Origin of the sequence: Janthinobacterium sp. BJB301, from assembly GCF_002735685.1 — a bacterium.
Classification (GTDB): Bacteria; Pseudomonadota; Gammaproteobacteria; order Burkholderiales; family Burkholderiaceae_D; genus Janthinobacterium; species Janthinobacterium lividum.
In genome coordinates this window covers 112,682-137,835 of sequence record NZ_PDZJ01000004.1, presented here as the reverse complement: position 1 = coordinate 137,835, position 25,154 = coordinate 112,682, and the positions used below count along the sequence as shown (strand labels likewise).

The 25,154-nt window shown below is 62.4% G+C and carries 19 protein-coding genes; 7 read left to right on the top strand and 12 right to left on the bottom strand.

Features of this window, described 5'->3' with window-relative positions; translation table 11 throughout:
- Positions 1-18 precede the first annotated feature (18 nt).
- A complete protein-coding gene (locus CSQ91_RS22615; RefSeq protein WP_034752642.1) occupies positions 19-999 on the bottom strand; it encodes a LysR family transcriptional regulator in 981 nt (326 codons plus the stop codon).
- A gap of 192 nt (positions 1,000-1,191) precedes the next feature.
- Here CSQ91_RS22615 and CSQ91_RS22610 point away from each other — a divergent pair, with 192 nt between their 5' ends.
- Positions 1,192-1,497: a hypothetical protein gene (locus CSQ91_RS22610; RefSeq protein ID WP_034783860.1), complete on the top strand. Its 306-nt coding sequence runs from the start codon at positions 1,192-1,194 to the stop codon at positions 1,495-1,497.
- Positions 1,498-1,569: 72 nt separating this feature from the next.
- Here the strand turns inward: CSQ91_RS22610 and CSQ91_RS22605 are convergent, their stop codons facing one another.
- The 5 genes from CSQ91_RS22605 to CSQ91_RS22585 form a co-directional block, all read right to left on the bottom strand.
- The gene (locus CSQ91_RS22605) at positions 1,570-2,166 is read right to left on the bottom strand and encodes a chalcone isomerase family protein (RefSeq protein WP_099389705.1); all 597 of its coding nucleotides are present in this window, start codon (positions 2,164-2,166) and stop codon (positions 1,570-1,572) included.
- A gap of 112 nt (positions 2,167-2,278) precedes the next feature.
- Positions 2,279-2,545, bottom strand: coding sequence for a YfhL family 4Fe-4S dicluster ferredoxin (locus tag CSQ91_RS22600; protein WP_034752637.1), 267 nt, complete (start codon positions 2,543-2,545; stop codon positions 2,279-2,281).
- 14 nt (positions 2,546-2,559) lie between these two features.
- On the bottom strand, positions 2,560-3,057 hold the full coding sequence (gene coaD, locus CSQ91_RS22595) for a pantetheine-phosphate adenylyltransferase (protein ID WP_034752633.1): 498 nt from the start codon (positions 3,055-3,057) through the stop codon (positions 2,560-2,562).
- A gap of 112 nt (positions 3,058-3,169) precedes the next feature.
- A complete protein-coding gene (rsmD, locus tag CSQ91_RS22590) occupies positions 3,170-3,829 on the bottom strand; it encodes a 16S rRNA (guanine(966)-N(2))-methyltransferase RsmD (RefSeq protein WP_099389704.1) in 660 nt (219 codons plus the stop codon).
- Between the two features lie 69 nt (positions 3,830-3,898).
- Positions 3,899-4,804, bottom strand: coding sequence for a DUF6279 family lipoprotein (locus CSQ91_RS22585; protein ID WP_180278492.1), 906 nt, complete (start codon positions 4,802-4,804; stop codon positions 3,899-3,901).
- Between the two features lie 25 nt (positions 4,805-4,829).
- Here CSQ91_RS22585 and glmU point away from each other — a divergent pair, with 25 nt between their 5' ends.
- Positions 4,830-6,206 (top strand): bifunctional UDP-N-acetylglucosamine diphosphorylase/glucosamine-1-phosphate N-acetyltransferase GlmU, encoded by a 1,377-nt coding sequence (gene glmU, locus CSQ91_RS22580; protein WP_099389703.1) that lies wholly within the window; start codon positions 4,830-4,832, stop codon positions 6,204-6,206.
- Positions 6,207-6,639: 433 nt separating this feature from the next.
- On the opposite strand, the gene CSQ91_RS22575 is transcribed toward glmU, so the two are convergent.
- The 3 genes from CSQ91_RS22575 to CSQ91_RS22565 all read right to left on the bottom strand — a co-directional run bounded on the left by CSQ91_RS22575 (position 6,640) and on the right by CSQ91_RS22565 (position 16,918).
- Positions 6,640-8,340 carry a ShlB/FhaC/HecB family hemolysin secretion/activation protein gene (locus CSQ91_RS22575; protein ID WP_099389702.1) on the bottom strand — a complete coding sequence of 567 codons (1,701 nt, stop codon included), beginning with the start codon at positions 8,338-8,340 and terminating at the stop codon, positions 6,640-6,642.
- 4 nt (positions 8,341-8,344) lie between these two features.
- Positions 8,345-14,578 carry a YDG domain-containing protein gene (locus CSQ91_RS22570; RefSeq protein ID WP_180278491.1) on the bottom strand — a complete coding sequence of 2,078 codons (6,234 nt, stop codon included), beginning with the start codon at positions 14,576-14,578 and terminating at the stop codon, positions 8,345-8,347.
- A gap of 333 nt (positions 14,579-14,911) precedes the next feature.
- The gene (locus CSQ91_RS22565; RefSeq protein ID WP_180278490.1) at positions 14,912-16,918 is read right to left on the bottom strand and encodes a sensor histidine kinase; all 2,007 of its coding nucleotides are present in this window, start codon (positions 16,916-16,918) and stop codon (positions 14,912-14,914) included.
- A gap of 80 nt (positions 16,919-16,998) precedes the next feature.
- Here CSQ91_RS22565 and CSQ91_RS22560 point away from each other — a divergent pair, with 80 nt between their 5' ends.
- Positions 16,999-17,700, top strand: a complete 702-nt coding sequence (locus CSQ91_RS22560) for a response regulator transcription factor (protein WP_034782615.1) — start codon at positions 16,999-17,001, stop codon at positions 17,698-17,700.
- A gap of 315 nt (positions 17,701-18,015) precedes the next feature.
- On the opposite strand, the gene CSQ91_RS22555 is transcribed toward CSQ91_RS22560, so the two are convergent.
- Positions 18,016-18,489: an Lrp/AsnC family transcriptional regulator gene (locus CSQ91_RS22555; protein WP_092609646.1), complete on the bottom strand. Its 474-nt coding sequence runs from the start codon at positions 18,487-18,489 to the stop codon at positions 18,016-18,018.
- A 161-nt stretch (positions 18,490-18,650) separates the two neighbouring features.
- Here CSQ91_RS22555 and glmS point away from each other — a divergent pair, with 161 nt between their 5' ends.
- A complete protein-coding gene (gene glmS, locus CSQ91_RS22550) occupies positions 18,651-20,480 on the top strand; it encodes a glutamine--fructose-6-phosphate transaminase (isomerizing) (RefSeq protein ID WP_034782627.1) in 1,830 nt (609 codons plus the stop codon).
- A 67-nt stretch (positions 20,481-20,547) separates the two neighbouring features.
- Here glmS and CSQ91_RS22545 read toward each other — a convergent pair whose 3' ends face one another.
- Together CSQ91_RS22545 and CSQ91_RS22540 are read right to left on the bottom strand one after the other, a co-directional pair.
- Positions 20,548-21,429 (bottom strand): methylenetetrahydrofolate reductase, encoded by an 882-nt coding sequence (locus CSQ91_RS22545; RefSeq protein ID WP_099389699.1) that lies wholly within the window; start codon positions 21,427-21,429, stop codon positions 20,548-20,550.
- Between the two features lie 13 nt (positions 21,430-21,442).
- Positions 21,443-22,342 carry a LysR family transcriptional regulator gene (locus CSQ91_RS22540; RefSeq protein ID WP_099389698.1) on the bottom strand — a complete coding sequence of 300 codons (900 nt, stop codon included), beginning with the start codon at positions 22,340-22,342 and terminating at the stop codon, positions 21,443-21,445.
- Positions 22,343-22,471: 129 nt separating this feature from the next.
- Between CSQ91_RS22540 and msuE the strand changes: the two genes are divergently transcribed.
- From msuE to CSQ91_RS22525, 3 genes are all read left to right on the top strand, one after another.
- Positions 22,472-23,053, top strand: a complete 582-nt coding sequence (gene msuE / locus CSQ91_RS22535; RefSeq protein WP_099389697.1) for an FMN reductase — start codon at positions 22,472-22,474, stop codon at positions 23,051-23,053.
- Between the two features lie 66 nt (positions 23,054-23,119).
- Positions 23,120-24,097 carry a DUF1852 domain-containing protein gene (locus CSQ91_RS22530; protein ID WP_099389696.1) on the top strand — a complete coding sequence of 326 codons (978 nt, stop codon included), beginning with the start codon at positions 23,120-23,122 and terminating at the stop codon, positions 24,095-24,097.
- 25 nt (positions 24,098-24,122) lie between these two features.
- A complete protein-coding gene (locus CSQ91_RS22525) occupies positions 24,123-25,151 on the top strand; it encodes a methionine synthase (protein ID WP_034782633.1) in 1,029 nt (342 codons plus the stop codon).
- Positions 25,152-25,154: the final 3 nt, after the last annotated feature.

The following is a 25,154-nucleotide window of genomic DNA, read 5'->3' as shown; positions in this document are numbered from 1 at the left end:
TTTGTGCCGGTAGAACACTTATTCAATATGCGGCTTCGGCGCCACGCCGCCGCCGGCTGCCGTGGCCGTGCGCAGGGTGGGCGTGTTCATGCTTTCCAGATGGTTGCGCAGCCATTTGTGGGCGGGGCTGCGGGCGTCGCGCTCGTGCCACAGCATGTCCAGGTGGACGGCTGGCAGGGTCAATGGCAAATCCTTGTACAGCAGGGATTCCGTCATGCCTGTCGAGGCGATCAGGTGGCGCGGCAAGACCGTGATCAGGTCGGAATTGGCGACGACCCGCCCAGCGGTAAAGAACTGGTTGACCGTTAACAGGATGCGCCGTTCGCGGTGGATCTGCGACAGCGCCTCGTCGATCAAGCCATGCGCGCGGCCTGAAAAGCTCACCAATAAATGGTTCGCCGCGCAGTAGTTATCCAGGGTCAATTCCTTGTCGGCCAGCGGATGGCCGCGCCGCATCACGCACACATACTTGCCGGAATACAGGCGTTCATGGCGGATGGGCGAACCCGTTTCGCTCGACAGTTGCGCCGCCACGCCGGGAAAGAAGCCCACGGCCAGGTCGATGTCGCCGCGCAGCAGCATCGGGCGCGGTTCACGCGTGGTCAGCGGCATCATGCGCACGTTGACGCCGGGCGCTTCCCGTTCGATCGAGCGCATCAGCGAAGGCAGCCAGAACGCGGCCGTCGCATCGGCCATGGCCATGCGGAAGGTGGCGTGGGTTTTCGACACGTCGAAGGTTTCCGGCGTGACGGCCGCTTCCAGGCTGGCCAGGGCCGAGCGCACGGATGGCCACAGCGCTTCGGCGCGGGGCGTGGGTTTCACGCCGTACGCCGTGCGGATCAGCAATTCGTCACCGAGGCTCTCGCGCAGGCGTTTGATGGCGTTCGATACCGCCGGCTGCGTCATCGCCAGGTGGCCGGCTGCGCGCGTCAGGTTTTGTTCCGTCATGACGGCGTCGAAAACACGCAGCAAGTTCAGATCCAGCGTCAGAAAACTCATGGAAAGCCCAAGATAAAAGTTGAATTGATTACTTAAGAGTGTAAACCGCGCCGGGCACGAATATTTTCACTCGTAAAAAAATATTACAGTTTTCCATTCATGATTCATATAATTGGTATCAAGAAATGGAATTAGATTTATATGTTGCACTGCACTATAGTACTGGCAAATTCTATAATGCACTGGAACACTATGTCTACCTTCGCCTCCGCCCTGTACGCAGTATCCGCACCCGTGCTGGAGATTTCCCTGCTGAATGCCCTGCAACTCGTGCTGGTGATCGTGGCCGTGGGCGCCTTCGCCCTGCTGTTCAAGCCTTTGCTGGTGGGGATCGCCCGCGCCATGGTGCTGCTGGTGCGTCCCAAGCTGAGCCGCGAAGAGCGCCTGGCGCGCCAGCAGATGCGCGAAGCGCAAGCCTTGAAACGCACCCTGGGCAAGATGGATGGCGTATCGCCAAGCAATGCCGCCGAGCTGCGTGCCCTGTCGACGCGCGCCTGAGCGAGTAACTGTTGCAGATGACAAGCCGGCGCAAGCCGGCTTTTTTACGCCCGCGTTTTCGTTCAGGCCGCTTCAGGCCATGTCGCCCAGCAAATGCGCGCGCAACAAGGTGTCGGCCGGATGGGCGCCGATCCAGATTTTCAGCAGCGCATTATAGAAGGCCAGGTCCGGCACCATGTCGCCCACCTGCTTGCCGTTCAGCTTGCACAACGTGCCCTCTTCCGGCAGCCAGTCCACGGTGAGAATGTCGCCCTTTTTCAGGCCGGGCACCATTTCGAACATGGCGCCGAACTGCATCGTCTGGCTCAGCAGGCGCGTGCGGTCGGCCTGGTCGGAGCTGCGCTTCAAGCCCTGCATGAAGGCTTGCCCCAGCTCGTCCGAGGTGATGTCGCGCAGCATGACGATTTCCAGGCGGCGCGGCCCGGGCAGCGCCAGGATGTCGGCCAGCTGGGTTTTCTTTTCCGGCAGGTACAGCGCAATCGTGTAGACCTTGAAGATGACCTTGTAGCGCACGCCGGCGCCGTTGAGTTTCAACTCGCGGCTGGCCAGCTGCACCGTGTCGTCCAGCTTGACGCCGCCGATCTCGACGGCCAGCGCTGCTTGTGCCAGGGCGGCGCACAGGCCGATGGCAGCGAGGGAGTGGCCCAAACGCGATGTGCATATTTGCATCTTCTACCTCCGTGGAAACCATGGGCTGTGGATAAGTCAGCACACAGTGTAGAACAGTTGGCAGAAGCTGGCGCCACGCAGAAGTGGCCCAGAAGTGGCGCGGGAGAAATGCTCAGGTTTTTGCGGCGGGGAGTTCCGCCTGCAGGCGTTCGTACTTGGCCATCAATTGCTCCGGGCTTTCGCGCCAGGCGGGATTGAAGGGGATGCAGCTGACGGGGCACACTTGCTGGCATTGTGGCTCGTCAAAGTGGCCCACGCATTCGGTGCACTTGTTGGGATCGATTTCGTAGATTTCCGCGCCCATGTAGATCGCGTCATTCGGGCACTCGGGCTCGCAAATGTCGCAATTGATGCATTCGTCGGTGATCAGTAATGCCATGATTTCACTCTTACTTATTGCGATGATGCAGCGTTGGCGGCAATCTTGTTTTGCAGCCAGCGGTTCACCGAGGGGAAGACAAACTTGGAGACGTCGCCGCCCAGCGCCGCGATTTCGCGCACGATGGTGCCCGAAATGAATTGGTACTGGTCGGATGGCGTCAGGAACATGGTTTCGACATCGGGCAGCAGGTAGCGGTTCATGCCCGCCATCTGGAATTCGTATTCGAAGTCGGAGACGGCGCGCAAGCCGCGCACGATGACCCGCGCTTCATGCTTGCGCACGAAATCCTTGAGCAGGCCGGAAAAGCTTTCCACTTGCACATTTGGGTAATGGCCCAGCACTTCGTTAGCGATTTCCAGGCGTTCGTCGAGCGAAAAAAACGGCTGCTTGTTCTTGCTGTCGGCCACACCGACGATCAGCTTGTCAAACAGACCCGATGCGCGGCGCACCAAATCTTCATGACCGCGCGTGAGCGGATCGAATGTTCCTGGATAAACGGCTACAACCATTGCGGCTCCCTGACGATGCACCAATATAGACGCGCATTATGCCTGAAATTGGTGACCACCTTGGTGCTGCGCCTCGGGGCAGGGAGCCTTTTTGCCTCATTTATAGGCAGATTCAGGCAGTTGCCGGCACTTTGTTGTAAGTTAGCAAATGATAATAGACGGTGCCCGCCTTGTCGGCGCGGATGACTTCCCACGGCGCCATCCACTCCGGTTTTTCCAGTGCGCTGGCTGCATCGAAGACCAGCGGCAAGCCCGATTCCGCGTACACCATGCCGCCTTCCTTGAGCAGGTTGGCGCACAGTGGCAACACTTTCGCCAGGAAATCCTGCTGGTACGGCGGATCGAGGAAGATCAGGTCGAAACGCTGGCCGCGCGATGCCAGGCCTTGCGCCGTCAGCAGGGCATCGCCGCGCAGCAGTTGCACGTTGTCGGCGCGCAATTTCACCTTGTTCTCTTCCAGCTGGCGAATCACGGGCGTATGCGTATCGACCATGGTGACGGCGGCGGCGCCGCGGCTGGCCGCTTCAAAACCCAGCGCGCCGCTGCCGGCGAACAGGTCCAGCACCTGGGCGTTGGCCCAGTCGCCGTCGCGCAAGTGATTGATCCAGTTGAACACGGTTTCGCGCACGCGGTCTGGCGTCGGGCGCAAGCCCAGTGCCTGTAAAACCGGCAGCACGGAACGCTTCCACTGGCCGCCGATGATGCGTACCTGGTTCGGTGGCGGCGCGTGGTGGACGGGGACTTTGGCGGGTTTTTTTATTTTCTTTTGCATGGGGATTTCTTCAATTCGGTGGCGGCCACTATAGCATATGGCCCCCTCCCCCCTGCTGGCGCTGCCGCTCTATTTGGGTTGCGTGGCCAGGGAATTGAAATCGTCGATCCAGCCCTGCATGCGCTTGACAGCATGGGCCTTTTGCGCCGGCGTGGCGATCTTGATCACCGTCAAGACCATCTGCGCCGTGCTGCTTTCGTAGGCATCGAAGAAGGCCTTGCGCTCCGAATGTTCGAGGCGCTCGAAACTGTCCTTGATCAGGGTCGTGATCAGGGCTGCGCTGGCTTCCTTGCCGAGTTTTTCCTGGTGGACTTTCTTGACCAGGTTCAACACATTCTGCTGGCGCCGCATGCGCTCGTCGAGCCAGATCTCATTGTTCAGCGGACGCGCGTCGGATGCCTTGCGGATGATGGCTTCCTGTTCGCTGCTGAAGCTGCCGAACCACAGTTCGAATTGCTCCATGGCTTTCTTGTAGCGCAGTTTCTGGCGCTTTTCCTGGTCACCGCTCAGGTATTTCTTGCGGTAATCATCATTGTTCGACTTGAACTTCTTTTCCATCTGCGCGATCTGCTCGGGCTTGAGCGAGCGCGCCAGGTCGGCCAGCTCGGGCGCAGCTTTCAGCAGCAGCGCCTGGGTGCGCTGCTTGATCTCGCTGTAGTCCGCCATCAGGTCTGCCTGCGTGGTATTGCCTTGCAGCTGCTTCTGGCCCGTGCGCAGGATTTCCACGTAATCCTTCAATTGCGTCTTGCGGTGCCAGTCGAACAGCTTGTCGATATCGTCGCGCACCCAGCCCTTCTGGTCGCGGTCCAGGTCGACATACGCGTTCAGCCACCAGTACAGTACGGTATCGCCATTGTTGTAGGCCAGACGCAAGCCGCTGCAGCCGGCCATGACGACGAGCAGGATGGCCAGCAGGGCATAAGTAAAACGGCCAAAGGGCGTGGAAAACGGGGCCTGCGTGTTAAACTTTTTCATATTCTTAACTTATAAAAGACGGTCTATGAACGTTGTCATTCTCGCTGCCGGTATGGGCAAACGCATGCAGTCGGCACTGCCCAAGGTATTGCACCCGTTGGCGGGCAAGCCGCTGTTGTCGCACGTCATCGACACGGCGCGTGGCCTGGCGCCGTCCCGATTATGCGTGATTTACGGGCATGGGGGCGCAGCGGTGCTGAAGTTGCTCGACGGCTACAAGGTGAACCATGCCGTGCAGATCGATGCCGCCGAGCAGGCGCAGCAACTGGGTACCGGTCATGCCGTGCAACAAGCGCTGCCTTTGCTCGATGACAGCGTGCCGACCCTGATCCTGTATGGCGACGTACCGCTGACCAGCGCCGTTTCCCTGCAGCAGCTGGTGCAGGCGGCGGGCCAGGACAAGCTGGCCATTCTGACCGTGGAACAGGACGATCCCTTTGGCCTGGGCCGCATCGTGCGCGAGCACGGCGCCATCGTGCGCATCGTCGAGGAAAAGGATGCCACGCCAGAAGAGCGCGCCCTCAAGGAAATCAACAGCGGCATCATGGTCGCGCCCACCGTACAACTGAAACAATGGCTGTCGGCCCTGTCGAATGACAATGCCCAAGGGGAATACTATCTGACCGATATCGTTGCCCAGGCTGTCGCCGATGGCGTGGCCGTCACGTCGGCCCACCCGGCCGCCGTGTGGGAAGTGGCGGGCGTCAACAGCAAGGTGCAGCTGGCCCAGCTCGAACGCATCCACCAGAACAATATCGCGCAAGCGCTGCTGGAACGGGGCGTGACCCTGCTGGACCCGGCCCGCATCGACGTGCGCGGCGAACTGATTTGCGGCCGCGATGTCACCATCGATGTCGGCTGCGTGTTCGAAGGTAGAGTCGAACTGGGCGATGGCGTGCGCGTGGGCGCCAACAACGTCTTCATCAATGCCACGGTGGCCGCTGGCGCGCACATCAAGCCCTTCTGCCATATCGAGGATGCCGTCGTCGGCGCCGCTTCCATCATCGGCCCGTACGCGCGCCTGCGCCCGGGTACGGTCCTGGCGGAAGACGTGCACATCGGTAACTTCGTCGAAGTGAAAAACAGCCAGATCGCCGCGCACAGCAAGGCCAACCACCTGGCCTACATCGGCGACGCCACCATCGGCTCCAAGGTCAACATCGGCGCTGGCACGATCACCTGCAACTACGATGGCGTAAACAAGTTCCGCACGGTGATTGAAGACGATGCTTTCATTGGCAGCGACAGCCAGCTGATCGCCCCCGTCACCGTCGGCAAGGGCGCCACCCTGGGCGCCGGCACGACCTTGTCGAAAGATGCGCCGGCCGGCAAGTTGACGGTTTCGCGCGCGCGGCAAGTGACCATTGACGGCTGGACGCGTCCCGTGAAAATCAAGAAGTAAGCGGCGCAGTCAGCCCTTGCACGCAGGCAGGCCGCCCGGCCTGCCTTTTTTGTATGTGGATAACTCTGTGGGCAAGCCTCTGCACAAGTGGAGCATAAGCCTGTGCGCAAGCCTGCGCATAAGCTGTTGGCAAGTTTTTCAATCTGGCTAGCCATGCGCTTGTCGCTACCCTTTGTACTGATTCCAGCGGCTTGCCAGCGATGCAATCGCCTCTTTCTGCGTATTGTGGATAACTCTGTGCGTAAGTCTGCGGATAAGCGCTGGATAGCGTGGGCATAAGTGGGGATAACTGTATTTTCACTACTCACTCCCAGAATATTGCTGTGGGTAAGCCTGTGGAAAAACCGTGCACAGACGGTGAATAGCTGGTGGGTAAGTAGTGCCTTGAATCAAGCAACAGCCGCAAGCCCGGCTTGCGGCTGTTGCTGCCGCATCAGAAGCGGCGATTCAGTTCGACCCACAGGCGGGCCGAACTGCGCGCCGCCAGCAGGACTGGCGTGCCGCCGATGGGCTTGGCGACGTACGCGCGGGCATTCCACTGCTGCCCGCCCGCCCAGTTCACGCCCAGCCCGGCGCCGTGCAGGCGCGCGCTGTTCGGGCCAGCCGACCAGCGCTGCTGGTTGACCGTCACGCGCGCGCTGTCGAGGAAGGCCACGGCTTGCCATTGTCCCGCTTCGCTGGCGCTGAGTTCATGCCGCCATTCCGCGCTGCCAAAATAGCCGAGGTCGCCAGCTGCCGCGCCTACGTCATACGCGCGCACCGTGTACGGCCCGCCCACGCTCATCTTTTCGGACGAGTCGAGGTTGCCGTCCGCCCACTGCCCGGCGACGGTCAGATACACGGCATTGCGCTGGTCCAGGTTTTGCAGGCGCGACAGGTTGACGTTCCATTTCGCGTAATTGCCATGGCTGCGTGCGCTGAACGCGTCGTTCAGGCGCGCCAGCGGGTCGGTGATGTCGAGCTTGCCAGCTGTCGCGGCCACGCTCCAGCTGGTGATGGCGCCGGCCAGGGCAGCATCGCGCACGTCGCCGCCGAGGGTCGCGCTCAAGTTGTCCAGGCGGCGGTCGCTGCGCATGGCGCTGGCGTCGATACGGTCGCGCAAGTGCACCTGATCATATTGCAGCTGGATGGACATGTTCGCATCGCGGCTGCGCAGCAGCGGATGGCGCAGCCAGCCACTGGCGACCTGGGCCGTGCCATGCGCTTCCAGCGGGCGCATGGCGCCTTGCAGGCGGTAGCGCAAGGCGGACATGGCGACCCCGGCGCGTGTGCCGGCGCCGTTCAGCAGCAGGTCATAGCCGAGACGCGCATACGACATGCCCTTGCCCGAGCTGAGCACGCTGGCGCTGGCCACGTCGCCCTGGTGCAGCGGGTTGTACAGGTACACGGTGGCGCCAAGGCGGGCGTGGCCCGTGTAACGGTTGCCATTGTTGTCGAGGAAAGCATTGCCGGCCACGCCAGGGCCGGACCAGGCATCGACCAGCAGGTCGGAGCTGCCGACCTCGGTGCCGGGCTTGAGCGTGGCCGTGATGGCCACGTTCGGTATGTCGGACAGCAACAGCAAGCTGCGGTCGAGTTCCGCCTGGCTGATGGTCTGGCCCGCTTGCAGCGGCGCCAGCGTGGCGTTCAGCAAGGCGTCGCTGACGTCGCTCTGGTTGGCGATGCCCACCTGACCATAGCGCGCTTCGAGTACCTCGATGCGCACGATGCCCTGGCGGATGGTCTGGGCAGGCACGATGGCGCGCGCCAGCGGATAGCCATGGGCGCGGTAGTAGCCGGTGATGCGGGCCGCCAGTTCGCCCAGCTGCTCCAGGGACAGGGTCGTGCCTTGGGCGCTGGCGACGAGCGCCTGCAAGGTGGCCGTGTCGAACGAGCTATTGCCGGTGATGTCGATCTGCGTGACGAGAAATGGCACGCTGGCGGGCAGCGGCGCGCCCTCTTTCTGTTCGATGCGCAGCGCCGGCGCGCCGGGGGGCGCGTTGGCGGGCGTGGCCGGTTGCAACTGGCGCAGGATGGCGCCCGCGTCGGGCACGACCGGGGTGGTCTGGGCGGCGGCGCATGGCGCGAAGGCCAGCAGCAGCAGGGACAGCAACGGTTGTTGCAGCAGGTGTCGCGGAGTCGATGAATGAGTCATGGTGTTATTGATTTACGTTGAGCATGTTGGCGGGCAGCTTGACGCCGCCCAGGACGACTTGCAGGGCCGGGCCGCGGCTGCCGATCTGCATGGTGGTGTTTGGCGAGGCATTGCTGGCGGCAGCCGTGCCGGCCGGGCCATCCGTCTGCGTGACGGTGATGGTGGGCGCGGCAGCCAGCGTGCCGGGACGCGTATCGGCAAAGCTGCCCAGCACTTGCGCCTGCAGTTGCACCACGGCTGCCTGGGCCGGCGGCGGCAGGCTGGCCGACGTCAGGGTCAGGGCGCCGGCATTGCCCTCGGCTTGTACGAAGGCATAGTCGTTCGAAGCCAGGCCGCTGCCGCTGATGGCGTAATTGCCAGCCGGACTGCTGGCCGTGGCCGGGCTGGTCCAGGCCAGGGTGCCGCTGGTGGCATCGGCCAGGGTATCGCCGCCCAGCAAGCCGCTGACCTTGCCGCTCAAGCCATCGGGCGTGCGGCCGCCCGTCAGGCTGGTAGCCGTGGCCGTGTACAGCAAGCTGGCCTTGGCGATATCGGCCGTGATGTTGCCCGGCTGCACGATGGTGTAGTTAGCTGCGTCCGCGCCTTGCAGGATGTAGCCATCGATGATGACGGTCTTGGCGCTGCCGGCATGCTTGTCGGCAAAGGATGCCGTGCCGCCCGTCACGCGCAATTCGTCGCTGCCCAGCGCCGTCACTTTGGCCGTGCCCGTCAGGGTGGCGCCCGTCGTGGCGTCGTAGACTTTATTCGCCGCGGTCACGCCAGTAATGACCACGCTGGCCTTGCCGATGTCGGCCGTGACCTTGCCCGGTTGCACGAGCTCATAGTTGCCCGCGTCCGCGCCTTGCAAGACAAAGCCGTCGAGGGTGACGGTTTTGCCTGTTCCGGCGTGCTTGTCGGCAAAGCGGGCATTGCCGCCCGTCACACCAAGTTGGTCATCGCCCATCGCCGTTACTTTGGCTGTGCCCGTCAGGGTGGCGCCGGTGGTGGCGTCGTAGACTTTATTCGCCGCAGCCACGCCAGTGATGACCACGCTGGCCTTGGCGATATCGGCCGTAACCTTACCCGGTTGCGTCAGGTCATAGTTGCCGGCGTCCGCGCCTTGCAAGGCAAAGCCGTCGAGGGTAACAGTCTTGGCGCTGCCGGCATGCTTGTCGGCAAAGGACGCAGTGCCGCCCGTCACGCGCAATTCATCGCTGCCCAGCGCCGTCACTTTGGCCGTGCCCGTCAGGGTGGCGCCCGTCGTGGCGTCGTAGACTTTATTCGCCGCACCCACGCCAGTGACGGTGACGCTGGCCTTGCCGATGTCGGCCGTGACCTTGCCCGGTTGCACCAGCACATAGTTGGCCGCATCCGCGCCTTGCAAGACAAAGCCATCGACGGTGACGGTTTTGCCTGTTCCGGCGTTCTTGTCGGCAAAGCGGGCATTGCCGCCCGTCACACCAAGCTGGTCATCGCCCAGCGCCGTTACGTTGGCCGTGCCCGTCAGGGTGGCGGCCGTGGTGGCGTCATACACTTTGTTTGCCGCAGCCACGCCAGCGACGGTGACGCTGGCCTTGCCGATGTCGGCCGTGACCTTGCCCGGTTGCACCAGCTCATAGTTGCCCGCGTCCGCACCCTGCAAGACAAAGCCGTCGAGGGTAACAGTCTTGGCGCTGCCGGCGTTCTTGTCGGCAAAAGATGCGCTGCCGCCGGCGACGCGCAGTTCGTCGTCGCCCAGCGCCAGCACGGTGGCCGTGCCCGTCAGGGCGGCGGCCGTGGTGGCGTCATACACTTTGTTTGCGGCAGCCACGCCAGCGACGGTGACGCTGGCCTTGGCGATGTCGGCCGTGACGTTGTTCGGCTGCACCAGCACATAGTTGCCCGCATCCGCGCCCTGCAGGCTGTAGCCATCAACGATGACGGTCTTGCCCTGGCCTGCGTTCTTGTCGGCAAAACGGGCCACGCCGCCGGCCACGCTCAGCTGGTCGCCGCCCAGCGCTTGTACGCTGGCCTTGCCCGTCAAGGTGGCGCCGGTGGTGGCGTCATAGACTTTATTCGCCGCGCCCACGCCAGTGATCACCACGCTGGCCTTGCCGATGTCGGCCGTGACGTTGTTCGGCTGCACCAGCACATAGTTGGCCGCATCCGCGCCCTGCAGGATGTAGCCATCAACGATGACAGTCTTGCCCATGCCGGCGTTCTTGTCGGCAAAACGGGCGACGCCGCCGGCCACGCTCAACTGGTCGCCGCCCAGCGCCTGTACGCCGGCTTTGCCCGTCAGGGTGGCGCCCGTGCCAGCGTCATAGACTTTATTGGCCGCTCCCACGCCCTGCACATTCAGCGTGGCGCGGTTGACGGTGGCGCTGTGCTTGCCGCCCTCCAAGGTGTAGTTGCTGGCCTGGCCCGTGCTGCCGTCCGCCAGCGCCAGCGTGCCGTTGGCCATGGCCTTTTTTCCACCCGCGTTTTTGTTGTCGAGGATACCGCTACCCGACAACAGCAGGTTCTCGCCTTGCACCAGGCCGTTCAGTGTCAGCCGGTCGGCCGCCATGCTGGCGCTGCCGTCATAGGTGCGCGTGCCGTTCAGGCTGATGACGGCCCGGTTGATCGTCAGGGCGCCCGCCTGCAGATCGATGTCATACCCTTGTTGGCCGGAATACAGGTAGGTGCCGACGGCGTTGTAGAGACCGGCATCGCGGATGGCGCCGTACAGGCTATTGTTTGAGGAAAAGATTTTCCCGGAACCGGCAGCGCCGGCGACCGAATAACGGGCATTGGACAGGCCGCCCGCATAAATTTTTCCATCGTAAGTCTTGCTGACAGCATCCGAGGTGACGGTCAGGGCGGTCAAGAAGCTGCGCAGCAGCGGCGCTGTCTGGCCTTCATAGATGCGCCAGATGGCATGGCTGCCGGCGGTGGACGCCATGTCCCAGCCGTCGAAGCTGGCTTGCGAACGCATCTGCGCAGCGCTCAGGCCGCGCGCATTGCTTAGCGTGCCTTCGTTCTCGGCGATGCCGGCTGCCAGGGATTCGCCGCGCCAGAAACTGTCGCGTACCACGCCCGCGTTGTAGCCGACCAGGGCGCCCGTGCTGGCATTGCCGTGTACGTCGCCCGTCGCGTAGCTGTTGCTGACGCTATCGGTCGAGCGGGAATTGTAACCGAGCAAGCCGCCCACATCGCGGTCACCGCTCACCGCGCCGCTGGCGTAACTGTCGGCGATCGTACCGCTCTTGTTGTAGCCGACCAGGCCGCCCGCATTGTCTTCGGTGGCCGTGACATTGCCGTTGGCATAGCTGCCGCGCACGCTGGCGACAGCACCATCATAGCCGCGATTATCCCCTACCAGGCCGCCGATATTGCGCAAGCCGCTGGCATTGCCGCTGGCATAGCTGTCGATGATGCTGCCGCTATTCTGCCCGGCCAAGCCCCCCACTTTGCCATTGCTGCCGCTGACGGTGCCGCTGGCATGGCTGGCGCTGATGGTGCCGTCAAAATTCTCGCCCACCAGGCCACCGACACTGCTTTCCCCGTTGACGGTCGTCGTTGCGTAGCTATTGCTGACCAAACCTGCATTCGAACCGACCAGGCTGCCGACGGCGAAGGCGCCGTTGACGCTGCCACCGAGCAGGCCGATATTGCTGATGAGCGAAGTCCTGTCTGTATAGCCGATCAGGCCCGCATAGTCGTCGCTGGGGCGGTTGATATACAGGCCGCTGATGGTATGGCCCTGGCCATCCAGGCTTCCTGTGAACGCGTTGTGGCGCGTGCCGACGGGAACGAAGCCGGCGCCGCCCCAGACATCCTTGCCGTTCGCCGTGCCGCTGGCGTCGATGTTGCTACCCAGCACATACGCGGCGCCTGGCGCCATGGCCATCAATTGCAGTTGGTGGGCATTCTGGATGGTGGTCGAGTACTCGGATGCCAGCATCGGATATGTGGCGCCGGCCGCGCCACCGGTATTGTTCAGACCGCCGTCCACGTTGACCAGCACCCAGTTGTTGCCCGTTGCGCCAGGCGTGGTGGTGAAATTGAATCCCGTAAAACTGCTGGCCGTGCGCATTTGCGCATCCGTCAAGCCAGTGCCGCCACTCGAGCTGGCCTGGCCAGTGCCGCTGATGGACCAGAAACTGTTGCTGACCTTGTTGGAATAGGCATTACTGCCAATCAGGCCGCCGACGCCGTTGCCGCCACTGGTGAGGACCAGGCGGCCCGTGGCGAAGCTGGTGTCGACACTGCCCCAGTTGATGCCAATCAGGCCGCCAATATAAGTCTGGCCCGCCACGCTTCCCGCGGCATAGCTGTTGCTGATGCTGCCGTTATTGCTGCCGACCAGGCCACCTGTCTGAGCCTGGCTCCTGACGGTGCCGGTGGCGTAGCTATTATCGATGCTGCCATTGTTGCGCGCCACCAGACCGCCGCTGACGGAGTAGCTATCGACGTCGAGCGCAGCATAGCTGTTGCGGATGGTGCCTGCGTTTGTGCCGACCAGGCCGCCGGCTACATACGTGGCCCAGATACTGCCGCCATTCAAGCCCACATTCTGGATCAGGGCATTCTTGGTGGTGATGGAAAACAGGCCACTGCCCTGGTTGCGCGAGGCTCTCATACTGAGTTGATTGATCGAGTGGCCGAGCCCATCGAACACGCCGCTAAAACCCGTGTCGCCGCCGAGTGGCGCGAAGCCAACGCTCCAGCCTGCCTGCCAGCCGGCTGCGGCGGAGGCGTCGATGTTTGCGCCCAGCACATAATTCCCATCCAGCTTGCCATTAATGCCTTGCAAGTCGGTGCCAGTGACGCTGTCGGCTGCTCCCAGGGCGGTAATCACCGTGTAGCCGGTGCGCACGCCATCGGCGCCCAGTTTGGTGCTGAAGTTTTGCCCGGCGGGCAAACTCACCTGCGCGCCGCTGCCCAGCTGATACACGGCCGTGTTGCCGGCGGCAGCAGCGCCCTGGCCGTATTCCAGCGCCAGGCTGGCCGTGCCAGAACCGTTCAGGTTGGCATTGATATTGATGTTGCGCTGGGCATTCAGGGTCAGCTGGTTGGCCGACCAGCTGACCTGGTCGTTGACGTGCACGTCGCCCGCCGTGTCGCGGCTGCCTTGCGTGCTCTGGATGACCACATTGCCGTTGCGCAGATTGTTCGTCAGGGCGGCGCCGCTGATGTCGCCGCCGCTGGCGGCGATGGTGAAGTCGACGGGGTCGATCAGCCAGGTGCCGGCGCGGCCCGACGGTGCTGCCGTGCTGATGCGGGCGTCGTTGCCGATCTTCACGTGGGCGGCACTCGTTTCGATGAAGCCGCCATTGCCGCCAGCTGCGGCGCTGGCGTCCAGAGTGCCGGCCACATGGGTGGTGCCTGCGCTCATGCCGCCGAGCAGGATGATGCTGCCATCGCGCTGTTCCACGCCGCGCGCTTCGATGACGCCCGTGTTGTTGACGACGCTGGCCAGCAGCGAATCGCGGGCACCTGCGCTCATCAGCACCTGGCCGCCATCAGCGCGGATCAGGCCGCCGTTCTCGGCCAGGTTGTTCAGGGTGCTTTGGTCGATCTGCAACTGCAGCAGGCGCGCACCGTCAAAGCTCAGGGTGGCGGCGCTGCCGGCGCCCAGGGCGACCGTGCCGAGGCGGGCCGCAATGCTGCCGTGGTTGCTCACTTGCCGGCCCAGCAGGGCGACATAGCCGCCGTCGGCCGCGCGCAGCGTGCCTTCATTGACGACCCGGCCAGTGCCATTGCCGCTAAACGCATGCTTAGCGCCGCCCAGGCTGGCGTTGTCGACGTCGAGCGTCGAGGCCACCAGGCCGCCCACGTTGACTTGCGCGCCGCGGCCGAACAGCACGCCGTTCGGATTGATCAGGTACACCTGGCCATTCGCGTTGACCCTGCCGAGAATTTGCGTGCCATTGCTGTCGAAGATGCGGTTGACGGCCAGCGCGCCGGCCGAGGGCTGGACGAAGTTGACGGTTTCATTCGCGCCCACGTTAAAACTGTTCCAGTTCAGCGCTGCCTGCTGGCTCGATTGCCTGATCGTGGTGCTGTTGCCCTGCTGGCTGATGCTGGCCGTGCCTGCCACGACTTGCCCGCCCGTGGGCGCGGCCTGCGCCGGTCCTCCCAGCGCCAGCGCCGTCATGGCGGCCGCTGCCGCGGCCAGTTTGCGGCGGCTGCCCTTGCCGCGTCCGCGCGAGGTTTCCGCGACGGCGACCCAGGCGTTCAAGACGTGGCTCCAGACGAGGCGGTAGATGTGATTCAACGATCCGTGACGGTGCATGCGATGTCCTTGTTGAGATGAATGGGGAAACGCCCGCGCATCAGCGGGCATGGCCGGGCTGGCGCGAACGGGAAAGGGGGAAAGAACGGGTCAGGAACGCGGCGCGAACAAGGCGTGGCCGGTGCGGTGGCTGGCGAGTTGGTTGCGATACATGTTTTCCCTGTGCTGTGCGTGGACGGCGTCCGTTAGCGGCTGTATTTGTTGCTTTTTTAAATACGATCGTTATAAAAAGCTACAAAAATTTCTGAGCGGAAAGATATCAGAACGGGGAAATTTAAAATTGAGCAAACCTGAGCGATTCCCGACTGATTTGGTCGGGAATGCGGGAGATCGTCAGACGGGCAGGCGCAGGACGAAACTGATGGTGCCGTCGTTGCCAGCGCTGGCCAGCGTGACCTGGCCGCCGTGCAATGCGGCGATGCGTTGCACCAGATACAGGCCCAGCCCGGCGCCGGGCTTGTGCTGGGCGATGCGGCCACGGAAATATTTCTGGAACAGGCGCGGGATTTCATCGGCAGGCAGCGGCTCGCCGTCATTGCTGACGGCAATCTGCACGTGACCGTTCTCGAGCGTGCCGGCCTGTACGCGGATCGCCAGGGCTTGCGGCGCGTGCCGGTCGGCATTGCTGAGCAGGTTGCGCAGGGCCACGCGCAGCAGGCTGGCATCCACCACGGCGCTGGCGGGCAGCGCCTGCACGCTGGCCTCGATGCGACCCGGCGGCCACTCGGCCAGCACGGCCGTCAGCAGGGCGGGCAAGTCGCACGGCAGGGGCCGGAAGGTTGCCGCGCTCGTTTCCATGCGGTCGGCGCTCAGGTATTCATCCACCAACGCCGTCATGCGGCCACTGGCTTCGCGCAAGTTCTGGCAGCGTTGCAAGGTTTTTTCCCGTGGCGCGTCCGCGTTGCGGGCAATTTGCTGGGCCGTGGTATTGATGATGGCCAATGGCGTGTGGAATTCATGCGACACCATGGCAACGAAATCCTGTTGTTCTTCGCGGGTGCGGGTTTCCACTTCCAGCGCGGCGCGCAATTCGCCCTCAAGCGCGGCGCGCCGGCCGATTTCCTGCCGCAGCGCCACGGTGCGCAGCGCCACCTGCTCTTCCAGGCGTTCATTCAGGGCGCGCACGGCGCTGACTGCCTCGGCTTGCGCCCGGTCCTTGGCGCGGCGCAATTCGGCGTAGCGGCGGTTGAGGCGCAGGCTCATCAGCATCATGTGCACGAAGGCGCCCAGGGTGGCCGCGTGGTTGGTCCAGAAGTTCGGTGGCACGATGGCCATATTGCGCAGGAAACTGATCACTACCCCCGCGTAAAAGATGCCGAAGATAAACAGGAAGGCATGCGCCGGACGATGCCCGCGCAGCGCCAGCCAGCTGGCCAGGGCGATGAACAGCACGATCAATGGCAAGGCCGTCATTTGCACGACGAGCACGCCAGCGGCATAGTCGCCATGCAGCACCAGCAGCGCACCGCACAGCGCGGCAGCGGCCGTCAAGCCCACCACGACGCGGCTGAAGCGGGGAGACAGGGCGGGCAGTTCCAGTTGCAAGGTGGAAAAACGCGCGCCGACGGCGATGGACATCGCCATCGACACGCCCAGCATGGGATCGGACAGCCAGTTCGGCATGTTGAAGATTTGTTGGGGAATGGCGATCGTCAGGGCTTCCGTCGTGGCATTCGTCAGCACGTACAGCAGATACCAGCCGCTGTGGGCTTCGCGCGTCATGCGCCAGAAAAAGATATGGAACAGGATCAAGAGCAAATAAGTGCCGAACTGCAAGCCGTAATACAGGTATTCGCGGCGCGACACATCGTCGAAGGTTTCGCTGGGCAACAAGGTCAGTTCGGTGGACATGGCCTTTTTGCTGTGCAGGCGCACCAGCCAGCGCTGTGGCGTATCGGCTTGCAGGCGCAGCGGAAACACCACCTGGCGTGCATCGATGGGCCAGTTGCTGCGCGCCACGTCGGCGCCCGCCTCCTGCAAGATCCAGTGGCCCGCCGCATCCCAGCGGTATAGCCGCACATCGTCGAGCACTGCGTTGCTGAAACGCAGGACCCATTCATCGGGGGCGGCGGCCGCGCGTGCCACGTCCAGGCGCAGCCAGACGGCGTCCTGCGTGTAGCCGGCGCTGACGGCGCCGGGCAAGGTGCGCCAGCCGGGCGCCGCCAGTGCCGCATCGGGGCCCAGCCTGCCCGTGGCATCGCGCAGCATCTGCAGGTGGCCGCTGGCGGATACGGGCTGCCCGCTGGCCGGCAGCAGCAGCGGCGCAGGCACGGGCGCTGCTGCTGAAGTGTGGGGGAACAGGGTGGCGAACAACAGGCAAATGGCGAGCAGGATTTTCATGGCGAGGCAGCTTACCACGGCCATCGGGGCAGTCAGAAAGACAACTTCCCGGCCCCACGGCGATCGGTTATCCTTGCGCCATGTTGAACCTCATCCTGCTTGAAGACGAAGCCGTGCTGCGCCACGAGCTGACCGAGTTTCTCGGCGATTGCGGTTACCGCGTCAGCGCCGTGGCCGACCTGGCCGCCTTCCATGCCTGCTACACGCCGGCCCTGCACCGCATTGCCATCATCGACCTCGGCTTGCCCGATGGCGAAGGCATGGTGCTGGTGCGCGCCTTGCGCGAGCAGGGGCAGCCCATCGGCATCGTCGTGTTTACGGCGCGCGGGGCGACGCAGGACAAGGTCAACGGACTGGGCGGTGGTGCCGATTACTACCTGCCCAAGAGCGCCGACCTGGACGAACTGGCCGCCACCCTGGGCGCGCTGGCACGGCGCCTCGGCGCGCCCCTGCCCGCCGCCGTGCCGCCGCCCGCCACGGCGTGGGTGCTTGAACTGGGACCGCGCCGCCTCTTGCCGCCCGGCTGTGGCGCCATTGCGCTGTCGCAACAGGACGTTACCGTGCTGCACGTGTTGATGGCCGAGCCGGAACGCATCGTCAGCCGCCAGCAGATCGTGCAATCGCTGGGCGAGGATTTTCTCAGCTACGACCAGCGCCGCCTGGATACGCAGATCAGCCGCTTGCGCCGCAAGGCGGAACAGGCGGCGGGCCTGGCCTTGCCCATCAATACCGCCCGCAATGCCGGCTACCGCTTCTATGCGGACGCCGAAGTGCGCCCCTGAGTTTCCCGCCTGCCGCCGCGAAAGCGCTGTGGATAAGCCTGTCGATAAGTAGGCTCGCAACTTGTTGGCAATCTGTGTGCAGCCGGTGTACAAGTTTGCCTTGCCACATCTTTACGCGCTTTTTCATGCTGCTGTGGCACCGCGCGGGCCAGGCGATGGTGGCACCTGCCTCACTCCCCCTGCCAGCCGGCCATGGCCAGCCCTCGTCACCCCTGTGTATAAACCTGTGGGCAAGTGCGGCATAAGCGGTGGAAAAGCACCGTATAAATCTGTGGGCAAGCGGTGGGCAAGCAGTGGATAAATATCATCGATGAATCACACGGCGATGCGCGTCTCGAATTTGCTGCGGAACGTGGAAAAATAACTCTTTACGTTGCGCACATTCGCGTGCGCGGCGAACAGGCGGTGCGCCAGCGCGTGATAGGCGGGCATGTCGGCCACCTGCACCATCAGCACGAAATCGGGCCCGGGCGAGACGCGGTAGCATTGCAGCACAGCCGGTTCCTGCGCTACCAACTGTTCGAATTCCGCCATGCGTTCCGCCGCCTGCACGTCGAGCGTGATTTCCACGATGGCCGTCAGGCGCGCACCCACCAGCTGCGGCGCGACGATGGCCACTTGCCGCTCGATGACGCCGCTTTCCCGCAAATGCTTGACCCGCCGCAAACAGGTGGGCGCCGAAACGTGCACCGCTTGCGCCAGCTCGCTGTTGGTTTGCGATGCATCAATTTGCAGGGCGTTCAGGATGCGACGATCGATCTCGTCGAGGGTAATGTTGCTATCGTTCATGATTGTGATGAATTGGAAAATAAATCGATTTTAAATGAAATAATATTTCATCACAAAATGACAGTGAAATATTCAGTCAAAAATACACGGATTTAGAAAGCATATTTCATTCACTCTGCATTAGCATGCGTGCATTGATTAAATTTTAGACAGAGGTTTCCATGTGCGGCATCGTCGGCGCGGTAGCGCAACGTAATATCACTCCCATCCTGGTCGAAGGCTTGAAGCGCCTGGAATACCGCGGCTACGATTCCTGCGGCATCGCCCTGCATGCGGATGGCCGTCTGCAGCGTTCGCGCTCCACTTCGCGCGTGGCCGAGCTGGAAAAGCAGATCGCCGAAGAAGGCTTGAGCGGTTTTACGGGCATCGCCCACACGCGCTGGGCCACGCATGGCGCCCCTGTCTCGTTCAATGCCCACCCGCACTTTTCCCCAACGGAAGAGAACGCCCGCGTGGCGCTGGTGCATAACGGTATCATCGAAAACCACGACGAACTGCGCGCCGAACTGACGGCCCTCGGTTACGTCTTCCAGAGCCAGACGGACACGGAAGTGATCGCCCATCTGGTCGAGCACATGTACAACGGCGATTTATTTGAAACCGTGCAGCAGGCCGTGAAACGCCTCGACGGCGCGTATGCGATCGCCGTCTTCTGCCGCGACGAACCGCACCGCGTGGTCGCCGCGCGCCAGGGCTCGCCCCTGATCGTCGGCCTGGGCAATGGTGAAAACTTTGTCGCGTCGGACGCCATGGCGCTGGCCGGCACGACCGATCAGATCATCTACCTGGAAGAAGGCGACGTGGTCGACCTGCAACTGTCGCGCTGCTGGATCGTCGACGTCGATGGCAAGCCCGTCGAGCGCGAAGTGAAAACCGTGCATGCGCACACGGGCGCGGCAGAGCTGGGCCCGTACCGCCATTACATGCAGAAGGAAATTTTTGAACAGCCGCGCGCCATCGGCGACACGCTCGAAGGCGTGACGGGCATCATGCCGGAACTGTTCGGCGACGACGCCTATAAAATCTTCAAGCAGATCGATCGCGTGCTGATCCTCGCCTGCGGCACCAGTTCGTATGCGGGCATGACGGCCAAATACTGGATCGAGTCGATCGCCAAAGTGCCCGTCAGCGTGGAAGTGGCCAGCGAATACCGCTACCGCGACAGCGTGCCGCACCCGAACACGCTGGTGGTGACGATTTCGCAAAGCGGCGAAACGGCCGACACCCTGGCCGCCCTGAAACATGCGCGCAGCCTGGGCATGCAGCACACCTTGACCATCTGCAACGTCGCCACCAGCGCCATGGTGCGCGAATGCGCCCTGGCCTACATCACGCGCGCCGGAGTGGAAGTGGGCGTGGCCTCCACCAAAGCGTTTACCACGCAGCTGGCCGGCCTGTTCCTGCTGACCCTGTGCCTGGCGCAAGTCAATGGCCACTTGAGCGAAGAACAGGAAGCGGCGCACCTGAAAGCCATGCGCCACCTGCCCGTCGCCATCGCTTCCGTGCTGGCGCTGGAACCGCAGATCATCGCCTGGTCCGAAGAGTTCGCGCGCAAGGAAAACGCCCTCTTCCTGGGCCGCGGCATGCATTACCCGATCGCCCTGGAAGGCGCGCTGAAGCTGAAGGAAATCTCGTATATCCACGCCGAAGCGTATCCGGCCGGCGAATTGAAGCATGGCCCGCTGGCCCTGGTGACGAATGAAATGCCCGTCGTCACCATCGCGCCGAACGACGCCCTGATCGAAAAGCTGAAATCGAACATGCAGGAAGTGCGCGCCCGCGGCGGCCAGCTGTACGTCTTCGCCGACGTCGATTCGCGCATCAGCTCCGGCGAAGGCTTGCACGTCATCCGCCTGCCCGAGCACTACGGCGACCTGTCGCCGATCCTGCACGTGGTCGCGCTGCAATTGCTCGCGTATCACACGGCACTGGCGCGCGGCACGGATGTGGACAAGCCACGCAATCTGGCCAAGTCGGTGACGGTGGAGTAAGCAGGCGGGATGTTGCCCTTCTCTGGCGGCGTGGTGCCGCCAGAGAGGCGGCGCTTACACCGAATGCTCAAGGGCCTGGGCCGGTGCGAGCACGGTATTGCTCTATCCACTTCACGGATTGTGCGATGCCGCCAAAGGGAAAGAAATGCAGGCTGACCTCGCCATGGGCTTCGGTCAGGCCATTGGCCAGGTGCTCAACAAACAGATCCGGTCCTGCCGTGCCGAACAGCTTGCCGATTGAGACGCCGTACTTGGACCACATCGATGCGCAGGCACTGACGCCGCACACGGCGGCATAACGGGCCAGCACCGCGATGCTGGCGGGGCCCGGCACGCCCACGCGCACGGGATGGTCAATGCCACGCTCGCGCAGCGTTTTCAGCCACGTCAACACGATGTCGGCATCAAACGCAAACTGCGTGACGATCAAGGGCGCCATGCCGCGCTTGCCGATGCTGTCGCACTTGCGTTCAAGCACCTCCCACTGTTCGGCCGTGCTCATCACCGGATGGCCTTCCGGGTGACCACCCACGCCGATCACCTGCATGCCCGCGCGCTCGAACACGCCCGTGTCGATCAGCGCGGCACTGTCGGAAAACGGTCCCATCGCGGTGGATGGATCGCCGGCGATCACGAAGCAGCGCTCGACGCCCGCTTCGGCGACTGCGCGCTGGATGAACGACTCAAACTCGGCAAGCGAGGCAATCCGGCGCGCAGACAGGTGCAGCATGGGTTCGAAGCCGAGCCTGCGCACGGTCCGCGCTGCGGCCAGCCGCGCGTCGTTATCCTCGCGTGGCAGGTAGGGAATGGCAATGGTGGACGCGGGCGCTATCCGCGGCGCCGCCGCGCTCAACGCCGGCATGTCCTTCGCACTGACTTCCAGGGAATAGGCGTGCGTGATGTTGCCAGCGGCCCTGAGCTGAGCTGGATGCATCAAGAGATGACCCATGGCGTCGCCGCGGTCACTGTGCACTGGCGCTGGCAGGCTGGCGCGCCAGTGCGATGAAGGCCCGCACGTAGTCGATGGCGGTGTCCGTCTCGCGTGCCCCCAGGAAAATCTGCTTGGCGATGCCGTGCACACCCAGCCGCACAGGCACCACGTCCATCTTGGCCGCGTATTCCTCGACCAGCCAGCGCGGCAGGGCGGCCACGCCGCGGCCGCTGGCCACCATCTGCAGCATGATGTCGGTGGTTTCGATGGCTTTGTGGCGCTTGGGCGTGACACCGGCCGGCAGCAGGAACTGGTTATAGATGTCCAGGCGCTCGATGTCCACGGGGTAGCTGATAAGCACTTCCCGGGTCAGCTGCTGAGGCTGCACATAGGCCACCGAAGCCAGGGCATGGCCCTTGGCCACGACGAGCACCTGCTCGTAGTCGAACACGGGCTCGAATGTCAGTCCAGGCTTGTACAGCGGATCGGGCGTGACCAGCAGGTCGATTTCGTAGCCGAACAGCGCGCCGATCCCGCCGAACTGGAACTTTTGCTTGACGTCCACATCCACGTCGGGCCATGCGGCCAGATACGGCGACACCACTTTGAGCAGCCACTGGTAGCACGGGTGGCACTCCATGCCGATACGCAGCGCACCGCGCTCGCCCTGCGCGAACTGGCCCAGGCGCTCTTCGGCCAGGTCCAGTTGCGGCAGCACCCGGTTCGCCACCGCCAGCAGATACTGGCCGGCCTGCGTCAGGCGCAGGTTGCGCCCTTCGCGCAGCCAGACGTCGGTGCCCAGTTGCTGTTCCAGTTTCTTCATGCTGTGGCTCAGGGCCGACTGGGTCAGGTGCAGCACGCCTGCGGCAGCCGTCAGCGACCCTTGTTTCTCGACCTGCTGGACGATGCTGAGGTGGATGCGTTCAAGCATTGATATGAGCCATGTTCATGGATGTATGAAATAAGACCATTATACTTCATCGATTCCCGCCGCTATCATCGATTCCCTTGTTGCCTGCACTCTTACGGCCCTGGCGCATCCATCCACATGAAAGCAAACATGACACGTCCACTTCGTTTAGTCGCGGTTTCCGGCGGGCTGCAACGCCCTTCCAAGGCGGCAGCCCTGGCCGAGCACCTGATGGACCTGATCGCCGATGAAGTGCTGTGCGAACAACGCCTGGTCGAACTGGGTCAGCTCGCACCGCAGCTTGCCGGCGCGGTCTGGCGCTCCCACCTGCCCGATACGGTGGAGCGGGAACTTGCAGCGGTCGAGCAAGCCGACATCCTGGTGGTGGCAACACCGGTCTACCGCGGCGCGTACACGGGACTGTTCAAGCACTTCTTCGATTTCATTGACCAGGACGCCTTGATCGACAAGCCGGTCCTGCTGGCGGCCACCGGCGGCAGCGAGCGCCATGCCCTGATGATCGACCACCAGTTGCGGCCGCTGTTCAGCTTTTTCCAGGCACGTACATTACCGCTGGGTGTGTATGCGACCGACAAGGATTTCCTCGACTACCGCCTGCAGGACGAAGCCCTGATCCAGCGGGCCACACTGGCAGTGCAACGGGCATTGCCCTTGCTCGAATTGACGCGCCATGCGAGATCTGCCACTGCTGAAGAGCTGGTCGCAGCCTGATACGCATCACGACGCTCAGCCATCAACACATACATTATTCGCAAAAAATCAGGACACCAGATCACCATGAGCAAAGATTTTATATTCAGTATCAAGAGCATTGTTTTCGATGAAAACTATCACCCATCGGACAATACGCGCCTGACGACCAACTTTGCCAATCTGGCCCGGGGAAACAGTCGCCAGGAAAACCTGCGCAATACCCTGAGGATGATAGACAACCGCTTCAACAACCTGGCGCATTGGGATAACCCGAACGGCGACCGCTATTCGGTAGAGCTTGAAATCATCTCGGTGGAGCTGAATATTGATGTCGAAGGCAGTAATATCCCGTTGATCGAGATCTTGAAACCGACCGTTATCGACAAAAAAACCGGTGAACGCATCGATGGGATCGCGGGGAATAATTTCTCCTCCTACGTGCGCGATTACGATTTCAGCGTGCTGCTGCCTGAGCATAACAACAATCAATCCACCTTCACCGCGCCCGACGATTTCGGCGATTTTCATGGCAAGCTGTTCCGGCACTTTGTCAAATCACATACGTACAAAGAGCGCTTCAGCAAGCCGCCTGTCATCTGCATCAGCGCCTCGAGCAGCAAGGTCTATCACCGGACGGGGAATCAGCATCCCGTATTGGGCGTCGAGTATCAACAAAATGAGTTTTCCTCGACGGATCAATATTTTGAAAAAATGGGCATGCAGGTTCGCTACTTCATGCCGCCAGATAGCGCCGCCCCCTTGGCGTTTTATTTCATCGGCGACCTGCTTGGCGACTACACCAATCTTGAGCTGATCGCTACCATCAGCACGATGGAGACGTTCCAGAAGATTTACCGCCCCGAGATTTACAACGCCAATTCGGCGGCAGGCAAGTCGTATCAGCCGAGCCTGAAGAACCAGGACTATTCATTGACGCAGATTGTCTATGACCGGGAAGAGCGCAGCCAGTTGGCAGTCAAGCAGGGCAAATATACGGAAGAGCATTTCATCAAGCCATACAAGCATATTCTTGAACAGTGGACTACCAGTTACGCTCTCTGACCAACCAACACACGAAATCACCACCATGAAAAAATTATTGCCTACCTCGACCGCCGGCAGCTTGCCGAAACCTTCCTGGCTTGCCCAACCTGAAAAACTCTGGTCGCCGTGGAAATTGCAGGACGAGGAATTAATCGAGGGCAAACAGGATGCCTTGCGTTTGTCACTGCAGGAACAGCAGCAGGCAGGCATCGATATCGTCAGCGATGGCGAGCAGACGCGTCAGCATTTTGTCACCACCTTCATCGAGCATCTGAGCGGCGTCGATTTTGACAAACGCGAGACCGTCAGAATCCGCGACCGCTATGATGCGAGTGTGCCGACCGTCGTTGGCGCGGTAAGCCGCCCGCAGCCGGTGTTTGTTGAAGACGCCAAGTTTTTACGCCAGCAAACCACGCAGCCGATCAAATGGGCCCTGCCAGGTCCGATGACGATGATCGATACGCTGTATGACAGCCACTACAAGAGTCGCGAAAAGCTGGCCTGGGAATTCGCCAAGATCCTCAACCAGGAAGCCCGGGAGTTGGAGGCGGCCGGCGTCGACATCATCCAGTTTGACGAACCCGCATTCAATGTCTTTTTTGATGAGGTGAATGACTGGGGGATTGCCACCCTGGAGCGGGCGATCGAAGGGCTCAAATGCGAAACGGCCGTGCATATTTGCTATGGTTACGGCATCAAGGCCAATACGGACTGGAAAAATACGCTGGGGTCCGAGTGGCGTCAATACGAGGAATCTTTCCCCAAGCTGCAGAAATCGAATATCGACATCATCTCGCTGGAATGCCACAACTCGCGTGTTCCCATCGACCTGATTGAACTCATACGCGGTAAAAAAGTGATGGTCGGCGCCATTGACGTGGCAAGCAACACCATTGAAACGCCTGAGGAAGTGGCCAACACCCTGCGCAAGGCGCTGCGCTTTGTCGATGCCGACAAACTCTATCCAAGCACCAACTGCGGCATGGCGCCCTTGTCTCGTCACGTAGCCAGAGGCAAACTCAATGCGCTCAGTGCAGGCGCAGACATCATCCGGAGAGAACTCTCGGCCTAGCCG

Coding starts and splice junctions, on each gene's coding strand:
- CSQ91_RS22615 (WP_034752642.1), bottom strand. CDS start 999: ATGAGTTTTCTGACGCTGGATCTGAACTTGCTGCGTGTTTTCGACGCC.
- CSQ91_RS22610 (WP_034783860.1), top strand. CDS start 1,192: ATGTCTACCTTCGCCTCCGCCCTGTACGCAGTATCCGCACCCGTGCTG.
- CSQ91_RS22605 (WP_099389705.1), bottom strand. CDS start 2,166: ATGCAAATATGCACATCGCGTTTGGGCCACTCCCTCGCTGCCATCGGC.
- CSQ91_RS22600 (WP_034752637.1), bottom strand. CDS start 2,545: ATGGCATTACTGATCACCGACGAATGCATCAATTGCGACATTTGCGAG.
- coaD (WP_034752633.1), bottom strand. CDS start 3,057: ATGGTTGTAGCCGTTTATCCAGGAACATTCGATCCGCTCACGCGCGGT.
- rsmD (WP_099389704.1), bottom strand. CDS start 3,829: ATGCAAAAGAAAATAAAAAAACCCGCCAAAGTCCCCGTCCACCACGCG.
- CSQ91_RS22585 (WP_180278492.1), bottom strand. CDS start 4,804: ATGAAAAAGTTTAACACGCAGGCCCCGTTTTCCACGCCCTTTGGCCGT.
- glmU (WP_099389703.1), top strand. CDS start 4,830: ATGAACGTTGTCATTCTCGCTGCCGGTATGGGCAAACGCATGCAGTCG.
- CSQ91_RS22575 (WP_099389702.1), bottom strand. CDS start 8,340: ATGACTCATTCATCGACTCCGCGACACCTGCTGCAACAACCGTTGCTG.
- CSQ91_RS22570 (WP_180278491.1), bottom strand. CDS start 14,578: ATGCACCGTCACGGATCGTTGAATCACATCTACCGCCTCGTCTGGAGC.
- CSQ91_RS22565 (WP_180278490.1), bottom strand. CDS start 16,918: ATGAAAATCCTGCTCGCCATTTGCCTGTTGTTCGCCACCCTGTTCCCC.
- CSQ91_RS22560 (WP_034782615.1), top strand. CDS start 16,999: ATGTTGAACCTCATCCTGCTTGAAGACGAAGCCGTGCTGCGCCACGAG.
- CSQ91_RS22555 (WP_092609646.1), bottom strand. CDS start 18,489: ATGAACGATAGCAACATTACCCTCGACGAGATCGATCGTCGCATCCTG.
- glmS (WP_034782627.1), top strand. CDS start 18,651: ATGTGCGGCATCGTCGGCGCGGTAGCGCAACGTAATATCACTCCCATC.
- CSQ91_RS22545 (WP_099389699.1), bottom strand. CDS start 21,429: ATGGGTCATCTCTTGATGCATCCAGCTCAGCTCAGGGCCGCTGGCAAC.
- CSQ91_RS22540 (WP_099389698.1), bottom strand. CDS start 22,342: ATGCTTGAACGCATCCACCTCAGCATCGTCCAGCAGGTCGAGAAACAA.
- msuE (WP_099389697.1), top strand. CDS start 22,472: ATGACACGTCCACTTCGTTTAGTCGCGGTTTCCGGCGGGCTGCAACGC.
- CSQ91_RS22530 (WP_099389696.1), top strand. CDS start 23,120: ATGAGCAAAGATTTTATATTCAGTATCAAGAGCATTGTTTTCGATGAA.
- CSQ91_RS22525 (WP_034782633.1), top strand. CDS start 24,123: ATGAAAAAATTATTGCCTACCTCGACCGCCGGCAGCTTGCCGAAACCT.